The organism is Phenylobacterium sp. (assembly GCF_030693625.1).
In the GTDB taxonomy this organism is placed as follows: Bacteria; Pseudomonadota; Alphaproteobacteria; order Caulobacterales; family Caulobacteraceae; genus Phenylobacterium; species Phenylobacterium ferrooxidans.
In genome coordinates, this window is the sequence record NZ_JAUYAF010000051.1 from 32,753 (window position 1) to 56,256 (window position 23,504).

A 23,504-nucleotide genomic window follows, 5' to 3' on the forward strand; every position below is an offset into this window, starting at 1 on the left:
ATTTTGTTCTAGGCTCGGATCAGCAAGAGTCAATCACCCCACGGTGGAGTCCGTCGCCGGCTAGAGGCTGTGAATTTCTTCCGGCTCGGGATCGACCGTAAACCGGACGGCGTCGATCTGGGCTCGGCCCTCGATCCAGGCGCGCGCGATACGGTGGCCACCGTCCATCAGGCGGCCGTCGGCGGAGAAGATAATCGGATAGGAAAGGTCGGCCGCCATGATCCGCCGCGCGTGCGCGGCCACGTCGCGCAGGCTGGGCGCCTGTCCTCGGAACCAGCAGTCCTGGTCGAATTCCGGGATATCGGCGATGGCGACCTGGATCACCGGCAGTCCGGCGGCGGCGGCCCACAGCTTCTGCGTCAGCCAGTAGGCACGACCGCCGGGTACGGTGTGGGAATGTCGTTCGGGACGAGACATGGCGGCAGCTTCACGAGGAAGCCGCCGCCGATCAAGTTCTAGAACCGCAGGGTGCGGGCTTCCTTCACGTGCGGCAGGGCGCGGATCTTGGTGATCAGGGCTTCCGACGGGTCCTGGTCGACGCCCACCAGGGCGATGGCGTCTTCGCCGGCGGAGACCCGGCCCAGGTTGAAGGTGGCGATGTTGACATTGGCGTCGGCCAGGACGGCGCCGAGATTGCCGATGAAGCCCGGCTTATCCAGGTTGTTGACGTAGAGCATGGTCGAGCCAAAGGGCGCGTCCAGGTCCATGCCCTTGACCTCGATGATGCGCGGGGCGCCCGCCATCACCGAGCCGGCGAAGGAGCGCTTGCCCATCGCCGTGGTGACGGTGATCCGCACCAGGCTCTCATAGATGGGGCTGTCGTCCTGCTTGCTCTCCGAGACCGAGATGCCGCGCTCGCGGGCGATGGCGGGCGCCGAGACCATATTGATCTCCGCCAGCATGGGCCGCATCACGCCGGCCAGGGCGGCGGCGGTCAGGGGACGGGTGTTGAGGTTGGCGACCTCGCCCTCATAGGCGATGTCGATGGCCTTGACCTCCACGTCGACCATCTGGCCGGCGAAGGCGCCGAGGCGTTCGGCCAGGGCCACGAAGGGCTTCAGCTTGGGCGCTTCGTCGGCGGTGACCGAGGGGCTGTTCAGGGCGTTGGAAACCGCGCCGGTGAGCAGGTAGTCGCTCATCTGCTCGGCGACCTGCAGGGCCACATTCTCCTGGGCCTCCATGGTCGAGGCGCCAAGGTGCGGGGTGGCGATGAAGTTCTCGGCGCCGAACAGCACGTTATCCTTGGCCGGCTCCTCCACGAAGACGTCGAAGCCCGCGCCGCCGATGTGGCCGCTGTCGAGGCCGGCGCGCAGGGCGGCCTCATCCACCAGGCCGCCGCGGGCGCAGTTGATGATCAGCACGCCCTTCTTGGCCTTGGCCAGGGCCTCGGCCGACAGGATGTTGCGGGTCTTGTCGGTGAGCGGGGTATGCAGGGTGATGACGTCAGCGCGGGCCAGCAGCTCGTCGAGCTCGACCTTCTCCACGCCCAGCTCCACGGCGCGTTCGGCCGAGAGGAAGGGGTCGTAGGCCACGACCTTCATCTTCAGGCCGTTGGCGCGGTCGGCGACGATGCCGCCGATGTTGCCGGCGCCGATCAGGCCGAGCGTCTTGGCGTAGAGCTCCACGCCCATGAAGCGGTTCTTCTCCCACTTGCCGGCCTGGGTGGAGACATCGGCGGCGGGCAGCTGGCGGGCCAGGGCGAACATCATGGCGATGGCGTGCTCGGCCGTGGTGATCGAGTTGCCGAAGGGGGTGTTCATCACCACGATCCCCTTGGAGGTCGCGGCGGGGATGTCGACATTGTCCACGCCGATGCCGGCGCGGCCGATGACCTTCAGGTTGGTGGCGGCGGCGATGACGTCCTTGTCGGCCTTGGTGGCCGAGCGAACGGCCAGGCCGTCATACTGGTCGATGATCTTGAGCAGTTCTTCCTTGCTGAGGCCGGTCTTCACGTCGGCGTCGACGCCGCGTTGCTTGAAGATGTCGATGGCGGCGGGGCTCAGCTTGTCGGCGATGAGGACGCGGGGCATGGGGCGGTATCCTTAGGCGATGTGGGAGCGCGCTCCCGGCGCCGGCGCGTGCGGCGGTCCGGGCGGCGGGAGCGCGAAGGGTCTTAGGCGGCTTGCAGGTCGGCGGAAGTGGACGCGAACGCCCAGTCGAGCCAGGGCGTCAGGGCCTCCAGGTCAGAGGTCTCCACCGTGGCGCCGCACCAGATCCGCAGACCCGCCGGGGCGTCGCGATAGCCGCCGATATCCAGGGCCACGCCTTCCTTCTCGAGGATGGCGGCCAGCTTCTTGGCGAAGTCGGCCTGGGCGTCGTCGGAAAGCGCCGTGATGGCCGGATCGACCACCTTGAGGCACACCGAGGTGTTGGACCGGGTCGCCGGATCGGCGGCCAGGAACTCCACCCACGGGGTCTTGGCGACCCAGTCGGCCAGGGCGCCCAGGTTGGCGTCGGCGCGGCGCTGCATCTCGGCCAGGCCGCCGATGGAGGCGCCCCATTTGAGCGCGTCGATGGCGTCTTCCACGCAGAGCATGGACGGCGTGTTGATGGTGGCGCCCTCGAAGATGTCGAGGCTGACCTTGCCGCCCTTGGTCATGCGGAACAGCTTGGGCATGGGCCAGGCGGGCGTATGGCTTTCCAGGCGCTCCACGGCACGGGGGCCGAGGATCAGGACGCCGTGAGCGCCTTCGCCCCCGAGCGCCTTCTGCCAGGAGAAGGTCACAACATCGAGCTTGGCCCAGTCAAGGGCTTGGGCGAAGGCGGCGCTGGTGGCGTCGCAGATGGTGATGCCTTCACGGTCGGCGGCGATGAAGTCGGCGTTGGGAACCCGAACGCCGGAGGTGGTGCCGTTCCAGGTGAAGACCAGGTCGGCGTCCTTGCGAACCTTGGTCAGGTCCGGAAGTTCGCCATAGGGGGCGTCCAGCACCTCAGCCGGCAGCTTCAACTGCTTGACGACGTCGGTGACCCAGTCCTTGCCGAAGCTCTCGAAGGCCAGAAGCTGCACGGTCTTGGGACCCAGCATCGACCACAGGGCCATTTCCACGGCGCCCGTATCCGAGCCGGCGACGATTCCGATCAGATAGTCGTCCGGCACCTGCAGCACCTCACGGGTGCGGTCGATAGCTTCCTTGAGCCGGGCCTTGCCCAGCTTGGAGCGGTGCGAGCGTCCGAGGACGGCGTTCTGGAGATTTTGAGGAGTCCATCCGGGGCGCTTGGCGCACGGGCCGGATGAGAATTCGGGGCGAGCCGGGCGCATGGCCGGCTTGGCGAGGGTATTCATAGCGATGTCTCCCATCCTTACAGATGAGCAGCGCCCCGTTGGGGGGGCGTGGCCCGCCGCGCAAAAACTCCCGTTTCGCGAACAGGGCAAGCGTAATTTTCCGAAAGACAGATTGAGCGGCGCAGGCGCCACATAGGCTTGGCCTCGGCGGCCAGCCATGATTCCTGGGCCCGCGGCGACCGCCGCCGGAGCGCCCCCGCAAGCCATGACCCGTCCGAAACCCATAGACTGGCTGGTCCTGGCCGCCCTGGTGGTCACCTGGGGATCGGCCTTCGCGGCGTTGAAGATCGCCGTCGCCCATATCCCGCCCTTCTGGAACACCGCCCTGCGGCTGTGGATCGCGGTGGCGACCCTTGGCCTCGTGCTGGCGGTCCAGCGCCAAGGCCTGCCCGGCTGGCGGGACCCCGCCTGGCGGTTCTACGCCTTCAACGGCCTGGTGGGGATGGCCGTGCCCTTCGCGCTTTTCGCGCTCGCCGCCGAGCGCCTGCCCTCGGCGATCAACGCCATCTGCAACGGCGCCTCCCCGATCTTCACGGCCTTGCTGGCCCATGCCTTCGTCTCGGGCGAACGGCTTACCGCGCGAAAGGCCGGCGGCGTAGGCCTGGGGTTCGTGGGCCTGCTGGTGCTGGTGGGGCCGCGCCTGACCGGAGGGCTGAGCCTGGAGGCCCTGGCCGTGATCGGCGCCCTGGCCGGCGCCGCCCTCTATGCGGTGTCCAACGTCGTCACCAAGCGCGCGCCGCCCGTGCCGTCGAGCGTCGGGGCCCTGATGATGTGCGCCTGGGGGGCGGTGTTCGCCACGGCGGCGGCGGTGTTCACCGGACCCTTCCCGGCCTGGCCGCCGATGTCCGCGGTGCTGGCGGTGACAGCCCAGGGGGTGTTCCCCACGGCGCTGGCCACCATCGGCTATGTCTATCTGATCCAGCGGCGAGGGCCGCTGTTCCTGTCCATGGCCATCTACATGGCGCCGCTCTGGGCGACGGTTGTGGGGGTTTTGTTCCTGGCCGAGCGGCTCAACTGGACGGCTTTCGCGGCCCTGGCCCTGATCCTCGGCGGCGTGGCCCTGGCGACTCTGGAGCCGCGGCGGGCCGGCGCTCCGGCGGCGACCTAGCGTGGCAGGGCAGGGGCGGAACGGGCGGCGCGGGTCGCCCGCAGGACGGCTAGGGTCCCCAGCAGAATCCCCAGCAGAGTGCCCCAGGTCACCAGGTTGTTGACTATGGCGTAGGTGCGTCCAGGGACCAGCTTGGTGACAAAGAAATAGGCGTGGAGACTGAACTGCACGCCCTGCAGCAGCATCACCGCTCCGATCCACAAGCTGGCGTAGCGGACCGCGAGCACCAGAAAGCTCAGCGCCAAGACCCCGTCCAGCACGAGATGGGGTACCGGGCGGGCCATTTCAGGCACGAGCTCGTTGACGATGACGAAGGCGATGGAGATCAGCAGAGTCATGCTGGCGCCAATGCGCTCAGCCGGGCCGCCCTTAAGCAACCCAAACGCGCAGACCGCGATGATGGCGACCCAAAGAGTTTGGGCAGAGAGTGTTATTGGCATGTCTTGCGCCCCTAACAGGCATTAGGGGCGCAAGACTAGTTAAACTATTGCAACCAAGCGGGTCAGCCGACCTCGCGCATGGTGGTCTTCTCCGCCTTGCGCATGAACTGCGGCGGCTTGTTCTCCGCGCCACCGAGGGTGGTGCGGATGCCGAGGCGGAGCTTGGCCTCGGTCAGTTCATTGTGCACGCCAACCATGGCGGTGCGAGCTTCGCCCAGGGCCTTGATGGCTTCCACCATCTTGATCTGAACGTCGTCGGCGAAGACCAGCGAGGTTCCGACGTCGGAACGGGCCTTCAGGAGGTCCGCCATCAGTTCGGTAGCTTCGATCATGGCCGCGTCAACCGCGGCTTCCGTCGTGAACAACTTGGTCGCGACACGTTGCGCAACAAAGGCCTTTTCCATGGGGGAGCCCCTCTCCAAGAGAATTAACTCAACGGTAGTAGAGGTAAACCAGAGGTTAAGCTCCGTCCACGGGATTCAGACTTTGTTAACTGCGACAACTACGCGCACAGGTTGAGACTGTGTCGGGAAGGACACGGATTCTCCCGACAGGCGAGTGCTTGGAAGCGAAGCGTTAGGAGAATTGGCTTAGAGCTCGATTGCTGGACGGGACTGCGGACGCTCATGACCCAACAACTTCGCGCAACGGGCCCGGCGCACAACGCGACGTTCCATGCTCGCGTGGCGGGTATCGCCCTGATCACGACCATGGTGGTGTTGATCGCCGCCTGCCTCACCTTCATGCTGCAACAGTGGGCGGTGGCTCGCGAGCAGAGCCACATCAATCACGTGGCCTTGTCGGAGATCACCGCGGGCGCCGCAGGCCCGGCCCTGTCGCAGATGGACGCTCAGGCCGCCCGAGCCGCCATCTCCGCCCTCTCCCAGGCCCAGTCGGTGACCAGCGCCCGTCTGCTGGACTCGTCTGGCCAGATCGTCGCCACCTACCAGCGTGCGCAGGGGGCGCCTGGCGGGACCGACGTCATTCGCGCGCCGGTGAAAGTGCAAGGCCTGCGTGTGGGCGAACTGGTGGTGGATGTCATGCCGCCCGCGCTCGGCGCCCTGCTGCCCCAGTTCGTCGCCCTGACCGGCGCCCTGTTCTTCGGTGGGGTCGGCGTGGCCCTGTTCCTGGCCCGCGGGCTCGCCCATAGGGTGATCGCGCCGGTCCAAAAGCTGTCCGACGCCATGCATGACGTGGCGGCCAGCGGCAGCTTTGCTCCCGTCCAGGTGGAAGCGCAGGACGCCCTGTTCCGCAGCCTGACCGCCAGCTTCAACCATCTGCTGACCAAGCTGGACGAGCGCGAGCAGGCCCTGCAGAGGACTCTGCAGGAACTGGTGGAGGCCCGCGACGCCGCCAACGCCGCCAATACTTTGAAGTCCCAGTTCCTGGCCAATATGAGCCACGAGATCCGCACGCCGCTGAACGGTGTCCTGGCCATGGCCGAGGTCATGTCCATGGGCCAGATGGACGATATCCAGCGCGAGCGCCTGGAGGTGATCCGCCAGTCGGGCGGCCTGCTGCTGGCCGTGCTGAACGACGTGCTGGACCTGTCCAAGATCGAGGCCGGCAAGCTCACCCTGCTTGTCGACGACTTCGACCTGGAGTCCGCCATCGCCCCGGCTCGTGAGAGCTTCGCGATCATGGCCGAGAAGAAGGGCCTCGATTTCAAGCTGGACGTCGAGGCGACCGCACAGGGCGCCTGGCGTGGCGACGCCGACCGGCTGGGTCAGATCGTCGGCAACCTGCTGTCCAACGCCGTCAAGTTCACCCAAGCCGGCGAAGTCGCCGCAAGCTTCTCCCTCAACCCCGACACCGGCGCGGTGCGGCTGACGGTGCGCGACACCGGCCTTGGAATCCCCGCCGAGAAGCAGGCGACCCTGTTCGAGAAGTTCGTCCAGGCCGACAACTCCGCCACCCGTCGCTTCGGCGGCACCGGCCTTGGCCTCGCCATCTGCCGCGAGCTGACCCAGATGATGGGGGGCGCGATCTGGGTGGACAGCCGCGAGGGCAAGGGCTCGACCTTCACCGTCGAACTGCCCCTGGAACGCGGCGTCGCCGTCGCAGCGGCTCCAGCCGCGGCGTCCGCCGGGGACAATCCGGAAGAAGGCGCTCTGCGGCTGCTGGCGGCCGAAGACAATCCCACCAACCAGCAGGTCCTGGCCGCGGTCATGGGTTCGCTGGGCCTCGACATCGATATCGTCGCCGACGGGAAGCTGGCCTTTGAGGCCTGGCGCGACGGCGCCTATGACCTGATCCTGATGGACATCCAGATGCCGGTGATGGACGGCATCGACGCCGCTCGGGCGATCCGCGCCGCCGAGCGCGAGCAGGGCCGCCCCCGGACCCCCATCGTGGCCCTCACCGCCAACGCCCTGTCGCACCAGGTGGAGGAATACCTGGCGGCCGGGATGGACGGTCACGTGGCCAAGCCCATCGAGATCGCCAAGCTCTACGAGGCCATCAGCCGCGCCCTCAACGACGCCGCCCAGAATGCGGCCGCCGCCAGCGCAGCCGCCGCGGCCTGATCCCCGCTGCCGCGAAGCTGAACGCCAGACAACGGCGGGCTCAGATCGGTTTCAGGTTCGAAATGTTCATCTCCTCCTCAAGCACGCCAACCGGCGCTGCAGGACATCCAAGGAGGATGGAAGATGAAGAAGATTCTGATTTCGATCGCGGCCGCTTCCGCCCTGGCCGCCGCCGCCGCCCCCGCCGCGGCTCAGTCGTACGGCGCCTATGATCGCGGCGATAACCGGCATGACCGGGGTGGCCAGCACTGGGATGATCGCGGCGGTGGTCGCGGCGGTGATCGCGCCGACATGTTGAAGTTCCGCATCGACCGCGCCGAGCGTAACCACCAGATCAGCCGACGCGAGGCGTTTCGCCTCCGCGAGCAAGTCCGCCTGACGGAGCGTCTTTCCTGGCGGTACCGCGCCGACGGCATCGTGACCCGCTGGGAACGCGCCGACCTCGACCGCCGCTTCGACTCCATTCGGGTCCAGCTGCGCTACGAGCGCAACGACCGTGACTACGGAGCCGGCTACGGCGGCTATCGCCGCTAGACCCTGACGCGAACGAGCGGCCCCACCTCCACGGTGGGGCCGTTTCTCGTTGCGCGGCAAGCTGTTGCAGTCGCGAAACCTGATGAACCGAGAATAACGCAGCGCTCAGATCAGCGTCAGGGGCCGTGTGGTCTCCTAGGGTCAACGTCGCCACACGGGGCGGCGGACAGATCAAAGGACCAACCCCATGAAGAAGATTCTCCTGACCTTGGTCGCGGTCTCCGCCCTCACCGCCGCCGCCCTCCCCGCCGCTGCGGCGCCCCGCGGCGCCAACAACATCAACGCGCACCAGGCGCAGATCGAACACCGCATCAACCAGGGCGTCCGCGGCCACAAGCTGACCCAGCGCGAAGCCACCCAGCTCCGCACACAGGTCCGCCAGGTCGCCCGTCTCGAAGCCCGTTATCGGGTGAACGGCCTGCAGAACTGGGAACGCCAGGACCTCGACCGTCGCCTCGACCGCGTCGGCGCGCAGGTCACCGCCCAGATGAACGACCGCGACCGCGGCGGCGGCCACTATGCCGGCGGCTATCGCCGCTAAGCGTCACAAACGCCCTTCCCCCAAGACCCGCCCCACTCGTCGTCTGCGAGGAGTGGAACGAGAAGAACGACCCAAGGAGACTATCTGATGAAAACCCTCACCATTCTCGCCGCCGCCTCCGTCCTGGCCCTGTCGGCCGGCGCCGCGTCGGCCCAAGGCTGGACGTCCATCAACCAGCGCCAAGCCAGTCTCGACGCGCGCATCGACGCCGGCGTCCGTAGCGGCGATCTGACCCGCCAGGAGGCCGTCGGCCTGCGCAGCGACTTCCGCGCCGTCTCGAACCTGGAAGCCACCTACCGTCGTGACGGCCTGTCGACCTGGGAACGGACCGACCTGGACCGGCGCTTTGACGCCCTCTCCAACCGCATCCGGTTCGAGCGCAACGACCGCCAGGAGCGCCCGCACCACAACGGCGGTAATGGCTGGCAGAACATCAACCAGCGCCAGGCCAACCTGGATCGCCGGATCGACCAAGGCGTCCGCAATGGCAGGATCTCACGGGCCGAGGCCGTGCGCCTGCGCGCCGAGTTCAAGACGATCGCCCGTCTGGAAAACCGCTATCGCGCCAACGGCTTGTCGAATTGGGAGCGGACCGATCTGAACCGCCGCTTCGACACCCTCTCGGCTCGCATCCGGCTCGAGGCCAATGACTCCAACCGCTACGGGGGCGGGTACGGCCACCGTCGCTAGGTCTGCGGGCGGCGCGGCCACGGGTCGCGCCGCCACCCGACTGGATGATGGACATGTCCAAGATCGAGGCTGGCCGCATGAGGGTGGCCCCCCCTTCGACCTGGCGCGCGCCTATCACTGGGTATCGGTCGAAAGCTACTGGGGCGCCGGCATCCCGCGCGAGACCTTTGAGAAGGCGGTGGCCGGCAGCCTGACCATCGGGGTCTATGCGGCGGACGCCCAGTAAGGCTTTGGCCCGTTGACCGGCGTCGACCGCTGGATGGAGATCCGCAAGACCTACGCCTGAGGAATGATGGTCAGTTCCGGCCAGCGGCTGCGGGCCGCCTCGGCGGTGCGCGCGAAGCCTGAGACCCGGCGATTGGGGTTCTCGCGATAGGTCAGCGAGAACAGGTCCCCCAGGCCGAAGGGGGCGACGATGGTCATGGCGCCGTCCGCCTCGAGCCTTGCCGCCACAGCGTTCAGCGGGCTGGCGAACCGGGTCAGGGCCTGGGCGCTGGAGGACAGAGGGGCGTAGGATTCGCCGAACTTGGCTTCGAACCAGAGGTGGACGCGGGCCTGGTTGCGGACCTCCACCATCTCGCGGACCGGCGGCTGGAAGGCCGCGGCCACCCGGGCGATGACGGCGTCCTCGGCGTCCCAGGAGGTGTCGGGGTCGAAGTAGGCCAGGTCGTAGTCCTTGATCCCGTGGTCGGGGTCGCGGCCGGTCAGGTGGTTCAGGACCCGCTGGTAGATGGCCCCGGAGAAGATCAGCCAGTCGGGAAGCTCCAGGGTCGCCGCCGTCTCCATGACAGCCATCAGGCTGGGGGCGGCGCGGAGGATGGCCTCCAGCTCATCGCGATGCTTCACGCCTTGCCCCGCAAGGGCCAGGCGTGGTCGAGGGGGCCGTGGCCGGCGCCGAATCCGGGGGCCTGGCGCATGGCCTCGTGGACATAGGCCCAGGCCCGGGCGACGGCCTCGGTGAGGCTCAGCCCCTGGGCCAGGCCGGCCGCCACGGCCGAGGCCAGGGTGCAGCCGGTGCCGTGGGTGTGGCGGGTGTCGAGGCGCTCGCCCTCGAAGCTGGTCTCACCGTCAGGGGTCATCAGGACGTCGATGACGGTGTCGCCCTCGACGTGGCCGCCCTTCATCAGCACCGCCTGGGCGCCCAGGGTCAGCAGGCGTTCGCCGGCCCGGCGCAGGTCGTCGGTGGTGTGAACCGGCAGGCCGCTGAGGGCCTCGGCTTCGGGAGCGTTGGGGGTCAGGACGGTGGCCCTCGGGATCATCAGGGCGCGCACCGCGTCGACGGCATTGGGGGCGAGCAGGTTGGAGCCGCCCTTGGCCACCATGACCGGGTCCACGACGACGGGAACCCTTACGGTGTCGAGGATCGCGGCGACGCGCTCGACCATCTCCACGTCGCCGAGCATGCCGGTCTTGACGGCGTCGGCGCCGAGGTCGTCGAGGACGGCGCGGGCCTGGGCCTCCACCATGGCGGGGGGGATCGCATGCACCCCGTGGACGCCGAGGGTGTTCTGGGCGGTGATGGCGGTGATGGCGGTGGCGGCGTAGCCGCCGAGCGCGGTGACGGTCTTGATGTCGGCCTGGATCCCGGCCCCGCCGCCGGAGTCGGAGCCGGCGATGATCAGGACGCGTCCGCGGGAGTCAGCCATCCTGGGGGAATAGCGGATTTGGTGGTCTCCGTGGAGGGAAGACTCGGGGGTTTTCAGCTAGGCTCACCCCCATGAGCACCGACATCAAGACCGCCATCGTCACCGGAGCCGGGTCCGGGATCGGCCGGGCCAGCGCGCTAGCCCTTGTGGAGGCGGGGTTTCACGTTTTCCTGGCCGGCCGCCGACTTGGTGAGCTGGAGGAGACGGCCCGACGAACATTGGCCGACAAGTGCACAACGATCGCCACCGATGTGAGCGACGAGGCCTCCGTCCTGGCTCTGTTCGAGGCGGTGAAAACCCGCTTTGGCCGGCTGGACCTGTTGTTCAACAACGCCGGGACCGGGGCGCCGCCCGTGCCGATGGAGGAGCTCAGCCTCGCCCACTGGAAGCGGGTGGTGGACGTCAACCTGACCGGCGCCTTCCTCTGCACCCAAGGCGCCATCCGGCTGATGAAGGCCCAGGACCCCAGGGGCGGGCGGATCATCAACAACGGCTCGATTTCGGCCCACAGCCCCCGGCCCCGGTCGGCGGCCTACACCGCCACCAAGCACGCCATCACCGGCCTGACCAAGTCCACCGCCCTGGATGGGCGGCCCTTCGACATCGTGTGTTCCCAGATCGACATCGGCAACGCCGCCACCGAGATGACCGCGGCCATGGCCAAGGGCGTGCCCCAGGCCGACGGGACACTCGCGCCCGAGCCGATGATGGACGTCAAGGCCGTCGCCGACGCCGTGGTGTTCATGGCCGGCCTGCCCCTGGAGGCCAATGTCCAGTTCATGACCGTGATGGCCACCAAGATGCCCTTCATCGGGCGGGGCTAATACCCGCCCATCCCGGCGAAGGCCTCCCACACCCGCAGCGCCTGGACGGTCTCGGCGACGTCGTGAACCCGCACCGCCGCGACGCCGGCCGATGCGCCGGCCAGGGCCGCGGCCAGGGAGCCGCCGAGGCGGTGGGCGGGATCGCGGGCGGCCGGGTCGAGGCGGGCCAGGAAGCTCTTGCGGCTGGCGCCCAGCAGGACGGGGAAGCCCAGGGCGGTGATCTGGTCGAGGGCCGCCAGCAGGGCGAGGTTGTGCTCGAGCGTCTTGCCAAAGCCGATGCCGGGATCGAGCCAGATGCGGTCGCGGGCCACCCCCGCGGTCATGGCCGCCCGCGCGCGGGCCAGCAGGAATTCGCAGACCTCGGCGACCACGTCCTCGTAGCGGGGGTCGGCCTGCATGGTGCGAGGCTCGCCCTGCATGTGCATGAGGATGACCTCGCAACCGAGTTCGGCGGCGGTCTCCGGCACGCCGGGAGCCGACAGCGCGGTGATGTCGTTCCAGATCGAGGCGCCGGCGAGGACGGCGGCGCGGGCCACGGCGGGCTTCACCGTGTCGATGGAGATGGGGACGCTGGTGCGGGCGCGGACCCGGGAGATCAGCGGGACGACGCGGGCGATCTCGTCGGCCTCGCCGACCGGCTGCGCCCCCGGGCGGGAGGACTCACCGCCGATGTCGAGGATGTCGGCGCCGGCCGCCACCAGCGCCAAGGCGTGGTCGAGGCCGGCGTCAGGATCGAGGAACAGGCCGCCGTCGGAGAAGCTGTCGGGGGTGGCGTTGACGATCCCCATCACGCGCACGGGCGCCGCGGGCCTGGAGGGCGTGGACCGGGGGGTGGAACGTCCGGGTGGCGAGGTCATGGTCCGAGCAGCTAGCAGACCTGCGTGGGGAGTCGAGGTCCTGGACGGCGCGCAGGACCAGCCGGTCTGATCCTTCGGTTCGCGGCGACGCATCTGTAATGGGCGCCTGAGGAGGTCGGCGCACGACTCCGCCCCCAGATTGGGGGGCCCTGCTCATTCCGTCATGTTCGATGTGCTAGAAGGCGGCGAGCAAGCGAGGCTGAGATGATCCTCAATCCCGTCCGTGCATACAGGCGCTGGCGTCGCGCCCAGGAAGAGGCCCTGGACGAGGCCCACATGCTGCGGCGGCGTCATGGCGAGGCCGCCCTGGACGCCGCGCGCGCCAAACTCTCCCGCGAGGACCTGAGTTCCTGGGGACGACGCGTGCTGCAGGAAACCGTGAAGGTGCTGGAGAAGGCGTGAGGCCTGGGGGAGCCCGCCTCTTCCTCCCCTATAGCGAAGCGTATGGGGGAGAAAGAACGACAAAGGGGAGCCGTGAGGCTCCCCTTTGCTTTGGTGCTGGTGGTCAGCCTCAGGCCGGTTCGGGGTCCGTCCGGGGGGAGAGGGGGACCGAGGCGACCGGGAGGGCCGGGCGCCTTGAGTCGCTGTCGTCGCGGTTGGGGGAGACGCCCTTGAGGATGTTGATGATCTCGTCGCCGCTGAGGGTCTCGTACTCCAGCAGGGCCTTGGCCAGGGTGTGCAGGTCGTCCAGCTTTTCGGTCAGAATCCGGCGGGCCTCGTCGAAGGCGGTCTGGACCAGGGTCTTGACCTCCTCGTCGATGAGGTTGGCGGTCTTTTCCGAGACGCTCTGGGTGCGCGACACCGAGTGGCCGAGGAAGACCTCGTCCTGGTTCTCGCCGTAGGAGACGACGCCCAGCTTGTCGGAGAAGCCCCACTTGGTGACCATGGCGCGGGCCAGGCGGGTGGCCTGGTCGATATCCGACGAGGCGCCCGAGGTGATCTTGTCCTTGCCGAAGATGATCTCCTCGGCCATGCGGCCGCCCATCAGGATGACCAGGCGCGAGGTCATCTGCTCATAGGACATCGACAGCTGATCGCGTTCCGGCAGCTGCATGACCATGCCCAGAGCCCGGCCACGCGGGATGATGGTGGCCTTGTGGACGGGATCGGTGGCCGGCACCGAGAGGGCCAGCAGGGCGTGGCCGCCCTCGTGATAGGCGGTGAGGCGCTTTTCTTCCTCGGTCATGGCCATGGATTTGCGCTCGGCGCCCATCATGACCTTGTCCTTGGCGTCCTCGAAGTCGCGCTGCAGGACCATGCGGCGGTTCTTGCGCGCGGCCATCAGGGCGGCTTCGTTGACCAGGTTGGCCAGGTCGGCGCCGGAGAAGCCCGGGGTGCCGCGGGCGATGGTCTTCACATCGACGTCGGCGGCGAGCGGCACGTTCTTCATGTGGACGCGCAGGATACGCTCGCGGCCGCCGACGTCGGGATTGGAGACCACCACCTGGCGGTCGAAGCGGCCCGGACGCAGCAGGGCCGGGTCCAGGACGTCGGGACGGTTGGTGGACGCGATGACGATGATGGCTTCCGACGGATCGAAGCCGTCCATCTCCACCAGCAGCTGGTTGAGGGTCTGCTCGCGCTCGTCATTGCCGCCGCCGAGGCCCGCGCCCCGGTGGCGGCCGACGGCGTCGATTTCGTCGATGAAGATGATGCAGGGACTGTTCTTCTTGGCCTGCTCGAACATGTCGCGCACGCGGCTGGCGCCGACGCCGACGAACATCTCCACGAAGTCGGAACCGGAAATATAGAAGAAGGGCACCCCCGCCTCGCCGGCGACGGCGCGGCCGAGCAGGGTCTTGCCGGTGCCGGGAGGGCCCACCATCAGGGCGCCCTTGGGGATCTTGCCGCCCAGGCGCTGATACTTCTGCGGGTCCTTCAGGAACTCGACGATCTCGGTGAGCTCTTCCTTGGCCTCGTCGACCCCGGCCACATCATCGAAGGTGATGCGGTTCTTGTTCTCGGTCATCATCTTGGCCTTGGACTTGCCAAAGCCCATGGCCCCGCGGGCCCCGCCCTGCATCTGGCGCATGAAGAAGATCCAGACGCCCACCAGCAGCAGGATCGGCAGGCTCTGGACCAGCAGGCCCACCAGGCCGCCCCCCATCTGCTTGACCTCGATGTCCGCGCCCTGGCTTTCCAGGCGCTTGACCAGGTCGTCCTGGTTGTTGGGGGTCATGGCGGCGAAGGACTTGCCGGCCGCGTCCGTCACCTCGACGCTGGGGCCGCGGATCGTGGCCTTCTTCACCTCGCCCGAGGACACCTTGGCCAGCAGCTGGCTATAGGTGATGTGACCGCCCGCGCCGGCCGCCTGGCCGCCGCCGGTCATCATGCTGTAGAGCCCGATCAGGACGACGACGATGACGCCCCAGATGGCGAGATTGCGCAGGTTCATATTGGTTCAGACCGTTCCGGAAAGTGTCCGCTAGACCCCAAGATAGGTGTGCGGACGCGGTTTCACCAGCAAGCAGGGCGCCACAGGACAGAAGATCGCAGCGGCGCCGTGAAAAATCAGCAAAAGCAAAAGGCCGCGCGGGGATCCGCACGGCCTTTCAAATACTTAAGCTTGGAAAAGGGTCAGGGCTCTACCGAGCGCCGGGAGCCTTCTTCGGGGCCGGGATCAGGCCCTCACGCTGGGCGCGCTTGCGGGCCAGCTTGCGGGCGCGGCGAACGGCCTCGGCCTTTTGGCGGGCGCGCTTTTCGCTCGGCTTTTCGTAATGCACGTGCCGCTTCATTTCGCGGAACGAGCCCTCGCGCTGCATCTTCTTCTTCAGCGCCTTGAGAGCCTGATCGACGTTGTTGTCGCGGACGAAAATCTGAACCAGAGTTATCTCTCCTGTTACCCGTTCCCGCTCGGCCAGTCCTGGGGTCAGGCGGCGGCGAACGGACAATAGCCTTGCCCCCGGCGGCACGAGCCTCCGGGATGAGGGCGGCGAAATACCAGACACAGAGGGCGATGTCCACGGCGGACAGGAGCCTTTGGGCGCTATATTGTAAGGCATGGCGCACGAAATCGACTGGGCTGAGGCCACCGAACAACAGATTCTGGATCAGGCTCTCAAGCTTGCCCCGGCGCAGGGGTGGACCTGGCCGATGGTCCGGGCGGCGGGCAAGGCCTGCGGCCTCTCCGTGGCCGAGACCGAGCTGTTGGTTCCCCATGGGCCCGCCGACCTGGCGGCCCTGCTGTCGCGGCGGCATGACGCGCAGGCGCTGGAGCGCCTGGCGGGGACCGATCCCAAGGGGCTGAAGATGCGCGAGCGCATCCGGGCCGGCGTCGAGGCGCGGCTGGATGCGGCGGCCGCCGACGAGGGCGCCGTCCGGCGCTGGGCGGGCTATCTGGCCCTGCCGACCCGGATTCCGCTGGCGCTGAAGCTGCTGTGGGAAAGCGCCGACAGCCTGTGGCGCTGGGCGGGCGACACCGCCACCGACGAGAACCACTATTCCAAGCGCGCGATCCTGTCGGGCATCCTGATCTCGGGGCTAGCGATGCGGCTGTCGGGCGGCAAGGCGCAGGCGATGGCCTTCGTCGACAGCCGCATCGAGAACGTCATGGCCTATGAGAAATGGAAGGCCGGCCGCAAGGGCGGGGACCTGCTGGCCGACGTGGCCGCCGCCTTGGGGAAGATGCGGTACGGGTAATACCGCTCATCCCGGCGAAGGCCGGGACCCAGATACATCCCCCATGCCGGCCGCTGGCCACCCGTTCGTGTGGTTCGTGGGCAATCTTGACGGACCTCTGCGGCTTCGCAGGTCCGAAGAATTGGAACCACGAACCACACGAACCACACAAACCGGGTTCTGACCGAAAGCCGGAGACGAATCTTGGGTCCCGGCCTTCGCCGGGATGCGCGGATGTTTGCCTTCCACCGCGTCAGGGGCCGATGATGTCTCCAACGAGAGGAAACACCATGACCGATGTCACCACCGCCCAGTTCGCCTGCTTCAACGTCACCATCGAGGACGGGGTCGCCCATATCCAGCTCAAGCGCCCGGAGGCCATGAACTCCATGAGCCGGGAGTTCTGGAACGAGCTGCCGGTGATCGTGAAGGACATCGACCATAATGCGCGGGCCCGCTGCATCGTCATCAGCTCCACGGGCAAGCACTTCTCGGCCGGCATGGACCTGGCGGTGTTCGGCGGCGGGGGCTCCACCTCGGCCAACCAGGTCGCCGACCGCCACATCAACGCCGAGCAGCAGCGGCATCATATCCTCTGGCTGCAGGACTGCTTCGGCTGCCTGGACGACGCGCGTATCCCGGTGATCGTGGCCATCCAGGGCGGCTGCATCGGGGGGGCGGTCGACATGACCAGCGCCTGCGACATCCGCTACGCCACCGAGGACGCCTTCTTCTGCATCCAGGAGATCAATATCGGCATGACTGCCGATGTCGGCACCTTCCCCAGGCTCTGCAAGCTGATCCCCGAGGGCTGGGTCCGGGAGATGGCCTATACCGGCCGCCGCATGCCCGCCCAGAAGGCCAAGGAGATCGGCTGGGTCAACGAGGTGTTCCCGACCCACGGGGCCTGCGTCGACCACGCCCTGGTGACGGCCCGCGAGATCGCCTCCAAGGCGCCCCTGGCGGTGACGGGCTCCAAGGTGATGATCAACTATGCCCGCGACCACACCATCAAGGACGGACTGGACTATATCCCCGTCTGGCAGACCGGCATGTTCTCCGGCGCCCACATGGGCGAGGCCTTCACCGCCAAGGCCGAGAAGCGCGACGCGGTGTTCCAGGACCTGCAGCCGCTGAAGCACGGGATGTGACTGTCACCTCCTCTCCCGCCTGCGGGAGAGGGTAGGGTGAGGGCTCTTTCTGAGGTTCCGTTGTTGCTCGTAGGCCGAGACGCGCAGCCTTGCTGCGCGCCCCCTCACCCTACCCTCTCCCCCTGAACGGGGAGAGGAGAAGAGCTAGGCCTCCAGCTCCGCGCCCCGCAGGTTGCAGCCCTCGAGCTTGGCGCCGGCCAGGTCGGCCTCCAGGAAGCGGGCGCGGGGGGCCGAGGCGCCGGTGAAGTCTGCGCCGCGCAGGATAGCGCGCGACAGGTCGGTGCGCACCATGCGGCCGTCGTCGATGGAGAGCGGTCCCAGCTTGGCGCCGCGCAGATTGGCCCGCGTCAGCAGGGCGTCGGTGAGCCGGGCGCCGCGCAGGTCGGCCATGCTGAGGTTGACCCCGCGCAGGTCGCAGCCCGAGAGGTCGGCGCCCTGGAGCTGGACCCCCTGCAGGTCCATGCCGAAGAAGATCGAGTTCGGAGCCGAGAGCCCGCTGAGCCTGCGCCCCTTCAGCCCTCCCGGCACGGAGCGGAAGTCGGTGTCGGGCAGGCGGACGGTCTTGCCGCTCGCGCCGGCGGAGTCACAGAAGGCCTCGTGGGCGGCCAGGACCGCGTCCAGGGGCTTGTCGTCGATATAGACCGCCGCGGCCGGCGCCCTCAGCACCCCGGTGAGGTCGGCGTTGTCGATGTTGGCGAAGCCGATGTCGCAGCGGACCATGATCGCCCGCTTGAGCGAGGCGCCCGACAGATCGGCGCCCGCAAGGTCGGCGCCGGTGAGGTTGGCGCCGTCCATCACCGCCTTGATCAGCTTGGCGCCGCCCAGCGTGGCGCCCGAGAGGTCGGCGTCGGTGAAGTCGGCGGCCATGGCCGAGAGGCCGTGCAGGTGAGCCCCGGCCAGGTTGGCGCCCGACAGCACCGCGAAGCTCAGTTCGCCCGGCCGCTCCTCGTGCTGCAGGATACGGAAGCCCTCGGCCCTGTCCTGCAGGGCGATGCGGCCCTCGCGCAGGTCACAGCCGGAGAGGTCGGCGTGGGCCAGATTGGCGCCGCGCAGGCAGGCGCCGCGCAGGTCGGCCTTGGAGAGGTCGGCCCGCCGCAGGTCGGTGTCGCGCAGGTCGGCCCCGAACAGCACCGCGCCCGCCAGCCTGGTCCCCACCAGGGAGGCGCCGTTGAGCCGGGCCCCGGTCAGGTCGGCGTCGCGCAGGTCCATCCCGTCGAGCTGGCGGTTGGTGAGGTCGACATAGGCGAGGTTGGCGCGCCGGCCGCCGCTGCGGCCCTCGAGGAATCGCCGGTGCTTGTCCAGCGCCAGGCGCAGGCCATCGATGTCGAGCGGTCTGAGGACGAGGACGGCGGGCGGCATGGGGATGCGGAAATTCCTGACTCCGCAATCTTCCCCCTTCGCGTTTAAGGAACCGTTGCGTCAATCCGCCACAGGGGCGCGCCCCGGCGGGATTGCGTCAAAGCCAGCGCTTTTTCTTGAACCACAGGAAGGGGCCGACGCCGGCGATCACCATCAGCACCAGCGCCATCGGGTAGCCGAAACGCCAGGACAGCTCGGGCATGTGGTGGAAGTTCATGCCGTAGATCGAGGCCACCAGGGTCGGCGGCATCAGGGCCACGGAGACCACGGAGAAGAACTTGATGATGCCGTTCTGCTCGATGTTGATCAGGCCGAGCGCCGCATCCAGCAGGAAGGCGATCTGGGAGGCCAGGGACCCCGCATGCTCGGTGAGCGAGCCGATGTCGTGCTGCACCGAGGTGAGATGGGCCCGGCTGGCCGAGGCGGCGGCGATTTCCGGGGCGAGACCGGCGAAGCTGGCCAGACGCCCCAGGCTGACCAGGCTGGTGCGGGCCATGGCCACCACAGACTGGGTGCGGGCCAGGCCCGTCAACAAGGGCTCGAAGGCGCCGCCGTGGGGACGGTCGAAGATGGCATGGGAGCTTTCCTGCACCGCCGCGGAGCCGGCCTCGAGCACGTAGGCCAGACGCTCGACGATGGCGTCCAACAGCTCCAGCATCACCTCCGCCCCGTTGGTGAGGTCGGGGCTTTCGGCGGCGCGCACCGTGAACACCGTGAAGGCCTTGAAGTCCTCATAGCGGATGGTCACCAGGACGCCGCGGGCGAGCACGAAGGTCGCGGGCGCCGAGGTCGGGTGGTCGTCCTGGCTGCGGGCCAGCAGGGTGGCGGTGAGGAAGGTGGCCTTGTCTTCCTGGTAGAGCCGCGACGAGGGCTCGATCTGAGCCATCTCCTCCCGGGTGGGGAGGTCGACGCCAAGCACGCGCTCGACCGCCAGCTCCTCCTCACGCGTGGGGTTGAGCAGGTCGATCCAGATGGTGTCGGCGGGCAGGACCCAGTCCTCGCCGGGCGTTTCGGACGTGGAGGCCGAAGCGCCGCGGCGGATCAGGTTCAGCATCAGCCTATTTGGCTTCGGACGAGCCTTGGGTCGCGGCCATGATCAGGGCGGCGATCTTGTCGGTGGAGTCGGCCGCCTGGCTGAGCATCGAGAAGGGACCGGCGCCGGGACGGACGGCCTGGGCCATCTGGGTGGCGGCGCCCTGGGCCATGGCGACGGCGGTGTTGCCGGCGGCGTTCAGACCGGAATTGGCCACGCGCTGGGCGTGGGTGTCCTGATAGATGAAGCCGTGGGTGGGGTAGGTGGTCGAGCCGAGGTCACGGATGGGATCGTACCAGACCTTGACCTGAGACCAGTCGCCGGCCGGCGAGACGTCGATCACGGTGACGTCCTTCTCGACCTGACCCCGGGTCCCGCCGATGCGCGACCAGTTGGCGTGGGTGATCTGGATGACCCGGTCGGTGAGCACCTGGCTGACCACGGCCACGTGGCCAAGTTGCATCTTGCCGTTGGGCTTGAAGCAGAGGACCGCGCCGGCCTTGGGAGAGAAGCCCGTCTCGTACTTGCCGGCGGCCTGCTTCCACCAGGTCCAGGCGTCGCCAAAGATCTGGACGCCGGAGATCAGGCGGGCGAAGGGCACGCACTGCCAGTAGGTGTCAGCCACCGCGCCAACAGGCGCGAGTGTCAAAACCGCTATGGCGGCCAGGGAACCCAGGACGGTTCTGGTCCGTTTCAGCATGTTAAGAGGAACTCCCCACGCGAACTGCGATTAGGGATACTCATCCGCGGCGCGAAAGCAAAGAGCTTTTCCACGTGTGCGGCGGAAGGTCGCCGAGTCTCCCACAGGGAATTCCACAGCTTCACTGGGCTGTCACACGCCTCAAGGCCAAGATTGTACAGGCAACGGGGAAGTCAAAAGGTTAAAGTTAGGGAAACTAATCCCGATTTTTGGCCTTGCGCTCCGTTATTAAGCTGTCATCGCCTACCGGCTACATTCTTAGATACTGTAATTTTTCCGGCCACTGCTTTCGACCCCGGCGGGTGAAACAATCCGAAACAGACGAACGCACCGTCTCCCAAGACCTCGACGCCGGTTGCGGCGCGCCGTGCCAAGAAGAGACGCGGCGCCTCGTGACGGGTCACATTTCGGGCATTGGCCGGCATTTCGCCTTCGCCCGGGCCGTCCGGCGCCCGGAAAAGCGGCGCCGTGGGCATACCGCTGGGGGCGACTCAGACTTCCCGCGCGATTTTGAGAACCATTCGCAGTAGTCGGGGCCGACGGATAGGCTAGAAGTTGGGGAACGTTCATCTTTCGAGGACCCCCATGGATAGCCTTATGACCCTGGCCGCCGATCCGGCCGCCTGGGCCGCCCTGATCACCCTCGTCGTCATGGAGGTGGTTCTCGGCATCGACAACCTGGTCTTCATCTCCATCCTGTCGAACAAGCTGCCGCTGGAACAACAGGCCAAGGCCCGCCGACTTGGCATCGCCCTGGCCCTGATCATGCGGCTGGCGCTGCTATCCACGATCGCCTTCATCGTCGGCCTCACCGCCACGGTCTTCGAACTGCCCTGGACGGGACCGATCGGCGAAGATGGCAAGGCCATGTTCGAGCTGGCCTTCTCCTGGCGCGACCTGATCCTGATCGCCGGCGGCCTGTTCCTGGTCTGGAAGGCCACGACCGAGGTCCACCACACCATGGACCCGACCCCCAGCCCCAACCTCCTCGACAAGGACGGCGTGATGGCGGCGGGCGTGACCATGAACTTCAGCGCCGCGATCGTTCAGATCCTGCTGCTGGACATGGTCTTCTCCATCGACTCGATCCTGACGGCGGTGGGCATGACCGATCACCTGCCGATCATGGTGATCGCCGTCGTGGTCGCCGTGGTGGTGATGCTGGTGGCCGCCGAGCCCCTGGCCAAGTTCATCAACGACAACCCCACCGTCGTGATGCTGGCCCTGGGCTTCCTGCTGATGATCGGCGCGACCCTGATCGCCGACGGCTTCGGGGTGCACGTGCCCAAGGGCTACATCTACGCGGCCATGGCCTTCTCGGGCCTGGTGGAGGCGCTGAACATGGCCTCGCGCCGCGCCCAGCAGCGCAAGGCCCAGGCTGCGATGGATAATTCCCAGAGCGTTCCGTAAGGTCCAGACAAGGGGGCGGCCGCATTTCCGTCCGCCCCCGGACGTTGCGATAATAAAAATAGATCATTAGGGGCGGCCCTTTCGCCGCCGGGAAACGGCCTTGAACGAACCTCACGTCTATAGCCACGACGAGCGCCGGCTGACGCTCATCTCGGTCATGATCGTGTTCCTGCTGTCGGCCATGAGCCAGACGATCGTCGGCACGGCCATGCCCCGCATCATCGCCGAGCTCTCGGGCCTGCACCTCTATGCCTGGGCCACCACCGCCTATCTTCTGGCCTCCACGGTCATGGTGCCGATCTGGGGCAAGCTGGGGGACCTCTATGGCCGCAAGCCGATCCTGCTGATCGGCATCGGCATCTTCCTGGCCGGGTCCTGGCTGGCGGGCCTGGCCGGCGAGTTCGGCGACCTGCCCCTGCTGGGCGGCGGCATGACCCAGCTGATCATCTTCCGCGCCGTCCAGGGCGTGGGGGGCGGGGCGCTGTTCACCACCGCCTTCGCCATCATCGCCGACCTGTTCGCCCCCCGCGAGCGGGCGAAGTTCTCCGGCCTGTTCGGGTCGGTGTTCGGGATCGCCAGCGTGTTCGGCCCGGTGGTCGGCGGCTTCTTCACCGACCACGGCACGGTGACCCTGTTTGGCCACGTCATCGCCGGCTGGCGCTGGGTCTTCTACTGCAACATCCCCTTCGCCCTGGCCGCCGTGGCGATGATCCTCATCAAGATGCCGACCCTGCCGATCCGCGGCGTGGGGCGCATCGACTGGGCCGGGGCGGGCCTGATCATCGCGGGCTTCGTGCCCCTGCTGCTGGCCATCACCTGGGGCGGGCGGGAATACGCCTGGGCCTCGCCGCTGATCCTCGGCATGCTGGGCTTCGCCATGGCGGTGCTGACCGGCTTTGTGTTCGTAGAGAAGCGGGTGCGCGACCCGATCATCCCGCTGGAGCTGTTCAAGAACACCACCTTCACCACCGCCAACGGCGCGGCCTTCGTCTATTCCATGGCCTTCATGGGGGTCACCAGCTTCCTGCCGCTCTACATGCAGGTGGGCCAGGGCATCCCGGCCACCACCAGCGGCCTGACCATGCTGGCCCTGATGGGGGGCATGATCTCCAGCTCGACCATCAATGGCCAGCTGGTCACCAAGACTGGCCAGTACAAGCCCTTCATGATCGGCGGCGGGGTGGTGCTGATCTTCGGCGTCTTCCTGATGTGCTTCATCGGGCCCGACACCACGACCCTGGACCTGGCCTGGCGACTGCTGATCGTCGGCATCGGCCTGGGTCCCGGCCAGAGCCTGTTTGGCCTGGCGGTGCAGAACGCCGTGCCCTTCCACCAGATCGGGGTGGCCACCAGCTCAGGCCAGTTCGTGCGTCAGATCGGCTCCACCATGGGGGTGGCCCTGTTCGGCGCCCTGCTGACCTCGGGCCTGGCCAGCGAACTGGCCAAGCGCACGCCGGCCGAGCCTGGCGCCGTGGTGCGCACCCTGGACCTGTCGGACCTGCAGGCCATGGCCATGGAGCGCAACCTGCACCCTGAGCAGGCCGCCGCCCGCGCCGCCGATCCCAAGCAGGTGGCGATGGAGCGGACCATCCGCACCAGCTTCTCGGTGGCCATCGTCCACGGGATGATCTTCGCCCTGTGCTCGCTGATCGCCGGCTTCATCCTGATGCTGTTCATCCCGGTGGCGACCCTGAGGGAGCGCCCCATGGCGGCGGCCAAGGCGGCGGAGCCTGGCGGGGATGTGGCGGAGGAGGCGGGGGAGGTTTGAGGGCCGCACCCTCTCCG

Annotated in this window: 25 protein-coding genes; 12 read left to right on the forward strand and 13 right to left on the reverse strand. The window is 67.8% G+C overall.

Annotation, left to right across the window (positions count from 1 at the left end):
- Positions 1-60 precede the first annotated feature (60 nt).
- The 3 genes from Q8N10_RS10585 to Q8N10_RS10595 all read right to left on the reverse strand — a co-directional run bounded on the left by Q8N10_RS10585 (position 61) and on the right by Q8N10_RS10595 (position 3,283).
- Positions 61-417, reverse strand: a complete 357-nt coding sequence (locus Q8N10_RS10585) for a hypothetical protein (protein ID WP_304775231.1) — start codon at positions 415-417, stop codon at positions 61-63.
- A gap of 38 nt (positions 418-455) precedes the next feature.
- Complete coding sequence (serA, locus tag Q8N10_RS10590) at positions 456-2,030, reverse strand: phosphoglycerate dehydrogenase (protein WP_304775233.1); 1,575 nt, start codon at positions 2,028-2,030, stop codon at positions 456-458.
- Between the two features lie 83 nt (positions 2,031-2,113).
- Entirely contained in the window at positions 2,114-3,283 is a 1,170-nt protein-coding gene (locus Q8N10_RS10595) for a phosphoserine transaminase (RefSeq protein WP_304775235.1), read from the reverse strand.
- A gap of 205 nt (positions 3,284-3,488) precedes the next feature.
- Here Q8N10_RS10595 and Q8N10_RS10600 point away from each other — a divergent pair, with 205 nt between their 5' ends.
- Positions 3,489-4,391: a DMT family transporter gene (locus Q8N10_RS10600; protein WP_304775237.1), complete on the forward strand. Its 903-nt coding sequence runs from the start codon at positions 3,489-3,491 to the stop codon at positions 4,389-4,391.
- Here the strand turns inward: Q8N10_RS10600 and Q8N10_RS10605 are convergent.
- Together Q8N10_RS10605 and Q8N10_RS10610 are read right to left on the reverse strand one after the other, a co-directional pair.
- The gene (locus Q8N10_RS10605; protein WP_304775239.1) at positions 4,388-4,729 is read right to left on the reverse strand and encodes a hypothetical protein; all 342 of its coding nucleotides are present in this window, start codon (positions 4,727-4,729) and stop codon (positions 4,388-4,390) included. The genes Q8N10_RS10600 and Q8N10_RS10605 overlap by 4 nt on opposite strands.
- 164 nt (positions 4,730-4,893) lie before the next feature.
- Complete coding sequence (locus Q8N10_RS10610; RefSeq protein WP_370690170.1) at positions 4,894-5,163, reverse strand: hypothetical protein; 270 nt, start codon at positions 5,161-5,163, stop codon at positions 4,894-4,896.
- 294 nt (positions 5,164-5,457) lie between these two features.
- On the opposite strand from Q8N10_RS10610, the gene Q8N10_RS10615 reads away from it, so the two are divergent.
- From Q8N10_RS10615 to Q8N10_RS10635, 5 genes are all read left to right on the forward strand, one after another.
- Positions 5,458-7,356: an ATP-binding protein gene (locus Q8N10_RS10615; protein ID WP_304775243.1), complete on the forward strand. Its 1,899-nt coding sequence runs from the start codon at positions 5,458-5,460 to the stop codon at positions 7,354-7,356.
- 123 nt (positions 7,357-7,479) lie between these two features.
- Positions 7,480-7,890, forward strand: a complete 411-nt coding sequence (locus Q8N10_RS10620) for a hypothetical protein (RefSeq protein ID WP_304775244.1) — start codon at positions 7,480-7,482, stop codon at positions 7,888-7,890.
- Positions 7,891-8,077: 187 nt separating this feature from the next.
- The gene (locus tag Q8N10_RS10625; protein ID WP_304775246.1) at positions 8,078-8,431 is read left to right on the forward strand and encodes a hypothetical protein; all 354 of its coding nucleotides are present in this window, start codon (positions 8,078-8,080) and stop codon (positions 8,429-8,431) included.
- An 87-nt stretch (positions 8,432-8,518) separates the two neighbouring features.
- A complete protein-coding gene (locus tag Q8N10_RS21035) occupies positions 8,519-9,121 on the forward strand; it encodes a hypothetical protein (protein ID WP_370690171.1) in 603 nt (200 codons plus the stop codon).
- Positions 9,078-9,347, forward strand: coding sequence for a hypothetical protein (locus Q8N10_RS10635; RefSeq protein ID WP_304775248.1), 270 nt, complete (start codon positions 9,078-9,080; stop codon positions 9,345-9,347). Before Q8N10_RS21035 ends, Q8N10_RS10635 begins: the two co-directional genes overlap by 44 nt.
- Before the next feature lie 50 nt (positions 9,348-9,397).
- On the opposite strand, the gene Q8N10_RS10640 is transcribed toward Q8N10_RS10635, so the two are convergent.
- Together Q8N10_RS10640 and thiD are read right to left on the reverse strand one after the other, a co-directional pair.
- The gene (locus Q8N10_RS10640) at positions 9,398-9,967 is read right to left on the reverse strand and encodes a nucleotidyltransferase family protein (RefSeq protein ID WP_370690172.1); all 570 of its coding nucleotides are present in this window, start codon (positions 9,965-9,967) and stop codon (positions 9,398-9,400) included.
- Positions 9,964-10,767 (reverse strand): bifunctional hydroxymethylpyrimidine kinase/phosphomethylpyrimidine kinase, encoded by an 804-nt coding sequence (gene thiD / locus Q8N10_RS10645; RefSeq protein WP_304775250.1) that lies wholly within the window; start codon positions 10,765-10,767, stop codon positions 9,964-9,966. Before thiD ends, Q8N10_RS10640 begins: the two co-directional genes overlap by 4 nt.
- A gap of 71 nt (positions 10,768-10,838) precedes the next feature.
- Between thiD and Q8N10_RS10650 the strand changes: the two genes are divergently transcribed.
- Positions 10,839-11,591 (forward strand): SDR family oxidoreductase, encoded by a 753-nt coding sequence (locus Q8N10_RS10650; RefSeq protein ID WP_304775252.1) that lies wholly within the window; start codon positions 10,839-10,841, stop codon positions 11,589-11,591.
- On the opposite strand, the gene folP is transcribed toward Q8N10_RS10650, so the two are convergent.
- Positions 11,588-12,379 carry a dihydropteroate synthase gene (gene folP, locus Q8N10_RS10655; RefSeq protein ID WP_304775451.1) on the reverse strand — a complete coding sequence of 264 codons (792 nt, stop codon included), beginning with the start codon at positions 12,377-12,379 and terminating at the stop codon, positions 11,588-11,590. The two genes, Q8N10_RS10650 and folP, sit on opposite strands and share 4 nt — an antisense overlap.
- A gap of 273 nt (positions 12,380-12,652) precedes the next feature.
- Between folP and Q8N10_RS10660 the strand changes: the two genes are divergently transcribed.
- A complete protein-coding gene (locus Q8N10_RS10660) occupies positions 12,653-12,850 on the forward strand; it encodes a hypothetical protein (protein ID WP_304775255.1) in 198 nt (65 codons plus the stop codon).
- A gap of 109 nt (positions 12,851-12,959) precedes the next feature.
- Here the strand turns inward: Q8N10_RS10660 and ftsH are convergent, their stop codons facing one another.
- Complete coding sequence (gene ftsH / locus Q8N10_RS10665) at positions 12,960-14,843, reverse strand: ATP-dependent zinc metalloprotease FtsH (RefSeq protein WP_304775257.1); 1,884 nt, start codon at positions 14,841-14,843, stop codon at positions 12,960-12,962.
- Positions 14,844-15,033: 190 nt separating this feature from the next.
- On the reverse strand, positions 15,034-15,273 hold the full coding sequence (rpsU, locus tag Q8N10_RS10670) for a 30S ribosomal protein S21 (RefSeq protein ID WP_215342650.1): 240 nt from the start codon (positions 15,271-15,273) through the stop codon (positions 15,034-15,036).
- A gap of 175 nt (positions 15,274-15,448) precedes the next feature.
- On the opposite strand from rpsU, the gene Q8N10_RS10675 reads away from it, so the two are divergent.
- Positions 15,449-16,087: a COQ9 family protein gene (locus tag Q8N10_RS10675; RefSeq protein ID WP_304775258.1), complete on the forward strand. Its 639-nt coding sequence runs from the start codon at positions 15,449-15,451 to the stop codon at positions 16,085-16,087.
- A gap of 269 nt (positions 16,088-16,356) precedes the next feature.
- Positions 16,357-17,217 carry an enoyl-CoA hydratase-related protein gene (locus tag Q8N10_RS10680; protein ID WP_304775261.1) on the forward strand — a complete coding sequence of 287 codons (861 nt, stop codon included), beginning with the start codon at positions 16,357-16,359 and terminating at the stop codon, positions 17,215-17,217.
- Between the two features lie 144 nt (positions 17,218-17,361).
- Here the strand turns inward: Q8N10_RS10680 and Q8N10_RS10685 are convergent, their stop codons facing one another.
- From Q8N10_RS10685 to Q8N10_RS10695, 3 genes are all read right to left on the reverse strand, one after another.
- A complete protein-coding gene (locus Q8N10_RS10685) occupies positions 17,362-18,576 on the reverse strand; it encodes a pentapeptide repeat-containing protein (RefSeq protein ID WP_304775262.1) in 1,215 nt (404 codons plus the stop codon).
- A gap of 97 nt (positions 18,577-18,673) precedes the next feature.
- Positions 18,674-19,630, reverse strand: a complete 957-nt coding sequence (locus tag Q8N10_RS10690) for a magnesium transporter CorA family protein (protein ID WP_304775265.1) — start codon at positions 19,628-19,630, stop codon at positions 18,674-18,676.
- Positions 19,631-19,634: 4 nt separating this feature from the next.
- Positions 19,635-20,309, reverse strand: a complete 675-nt coding sequence (locus tag Q8N10_RS10695) for a CHAP domain-containing protein (protein WP_304775268.1) — start codon at positions 20,307-20,309, stop codon at positions 19,635-19,637.
- A 585-nt stretch (positions 20,310-20,894) separates the two neighbouring features.
- Here Q8N10_RS10695 and Q8N10_RS10700 point away from each other — a divergent pair.
- Complete coding sequence (locus Q8N10_RS10700) at positions 20,895-21,719, forward strand: TerC family protein (protein ID WP_304775270.1); 825 nt, start codon at positions 20,895-20,897, stop codon at positions 21,717-21,719.
- A gap of 100 nt (positions 21,720-21,819) precedes the next feature.
- The gene (locus Q8N10_RS10705; protein WP_304775272.1) at positions 21,820-23,487 is read left to right on the forward strand and encodes an MDR family MFS transporter; all 1,668 of its coding nucleotides are present in this window, start codon (positions 21,820-21,822) and stop codon (positions 23,485-23,487) included.
- The last annotated feature ends 17 nt before the right edge of the window (positions 23,488-23,504 follow it).

Excerpts from the sequence above, each read along its gene's own strand:
- Q8N10_RS10585 (WP_304775231.1), bottom strand. The coding sequence starts at position 417 with ATGTCTCGTCCCGAACGACATTCCCACACCGTACCCGGCGGTCGTGCC.
- serA (WP_304775233.1), bottom strand. The coding sequence starts at position 2,030 with ATGCCCCGCGTCCTCATCGCCGACAAGCTGAGCCCCGCCGCCATCGAC.
- Q8N10_RS10595 (WP_304775235.1), bottom strand. The coding sequence starts at position 3,283 with ATGAATACCCTCGCCAAGCCGGCCATGCGCCCGGCTCGCCCCGAATTC.
- Q8N10_RS10600 (WP_304775237.1), top strand. The coding sequence starts at position 3,489 with ATGACCCGTCCGAAACCCATAGACTGGCTGGTCCTGGCCGCCCTGGTG.
- Q8N10_RS10605 (WP_304775239.1), bottom strand. The coding sequence starts at position 4,729 with ATGACTCTGCTGATCTCCATCGCCTTCGTCATCGTCAACGAGCTCGTG.
- Q8N10_RS10610 (WP_370690170.1), bottom strand. The coding sequence starts at position 5,163 with ATGATCGAAGCTACCGAACTGATGGCGGACCTCCTGAAGGCCCGTTCC.
- Q8N10_RS10615 (WP_304775243.1), top strand. The coding sequence starts at position 5,458 with ATGACCCAACAACTTCGCGCAACGGGCCCGGCGCACAACGCGACGTTC.
- Q8N10_RS10620 (WP_304775244.1), top strand. The coding sequence starts at position 7,480 with ATGAAGAAGATTCTGATTTCGATCGCGGCCGCTTCCGCCCTGGCCGCC.
- Q8N10_RS10625 (WP_304775246.1), top strand. The coding sequence starts at position 8,078 with ATGAAGAAGATTCTCCTGACCTTGGTCGCGGTCTCCGCCCTCACCGCC.
- Q8N10_RS21035 (WP_370690171.1), top strand. The coding sequence starts at position 8,519 with ATGAAAACCCTCACCATTCTCGCCGCCGCCTCCGTCCTGGCCCTGTCG.
- Q8N10_RS10635 (WP_304775248.1), top strand. The coding sequence starts at position 9,078 with ATGACTCCAACCGCTACGGGGGCGGGTACGGCCACCGTCGCTAGGTCT.
- thiD (WP_304775250.1), bottom strand. The coding sequence starts at position 10,767 with ATGGCTGACTCCCGCGGACGCGTCCTGATCATCGCCGGCTCCGACTCC.
- Q8N10_RS10650 (WP_304775252.1), top strand. The coding sequence starts at position 10,839 with ATGAGCACCGACATCAAGACCGCCATCGTCACCGGAGCCGGGTCCGGG.
- folP (WP_304775451.1), bottom strand. The coding sequence starts at position 12,379 with ATGGGGATCGTCAACGCCACCCCCGACAGCTTCTCCGACGGCGGCCTG.
- Q8N10_RS10660 (WP_304775255.1), top strand. The coding sequence starts at position 12,653 with ATGATCCTCAATCCCGTCCGTGCATACAGGCGCTGGCGTCGCGCCCAG.
- ftsH (WP_304775257.1), bottom strand. The coding sequence starts at position 14,843 with ATGAACCTGCGCAATCTCGCCATCTGGGGCGTCATCGTCGTCGTCCTG.
- Q8N10_RS10675 (WP_304775258.1), top strand. The coding sequence starts at position 15,449 with ATGGCGCACGAAATCGACTGGGCTGAGGCCACCGAACAACAGATTCTG.
- Q8N10_RS10680 (WP_304775261.1), top strand. The coding sequence starts at position 16,357 with ATGACCGATGTCACCACCGCCCAGTTCGCCTGCTTCAACGTCACCATC.
- Q8N10_RS10685 (WP_304775262.1), bottom strand. The coding sequence starts at position 18,576 with ATGCCGCCCGCCGTCCTCGTCCTCAGACCGCTCGACATCGATGGCCTG.
- Q8N10_RS10690 (WP_304775265.1), bottom strand. The coding sequence starts at position 19,630 with ATGCTGAACCTGATCCGCCGCGGCGCTTCGGCCTCCACGTCCGAAACG.
- Q8N10_RS10695 (WP_304775268.1), bottom strand. The coding sequence starts at position 20,309 with ATGCTGAAACGGACCAGAACCGTCCTGGGTTCCCTGGCCGCCATAGCG.
- Q8N10_RS10700 (WP_304775270.1), top strand. The coding sequence starts at position 20,895 with ATGGATAGCCTTATGACCCTGGCCGCCGATCCGGCCGCCTGGGCCGCC.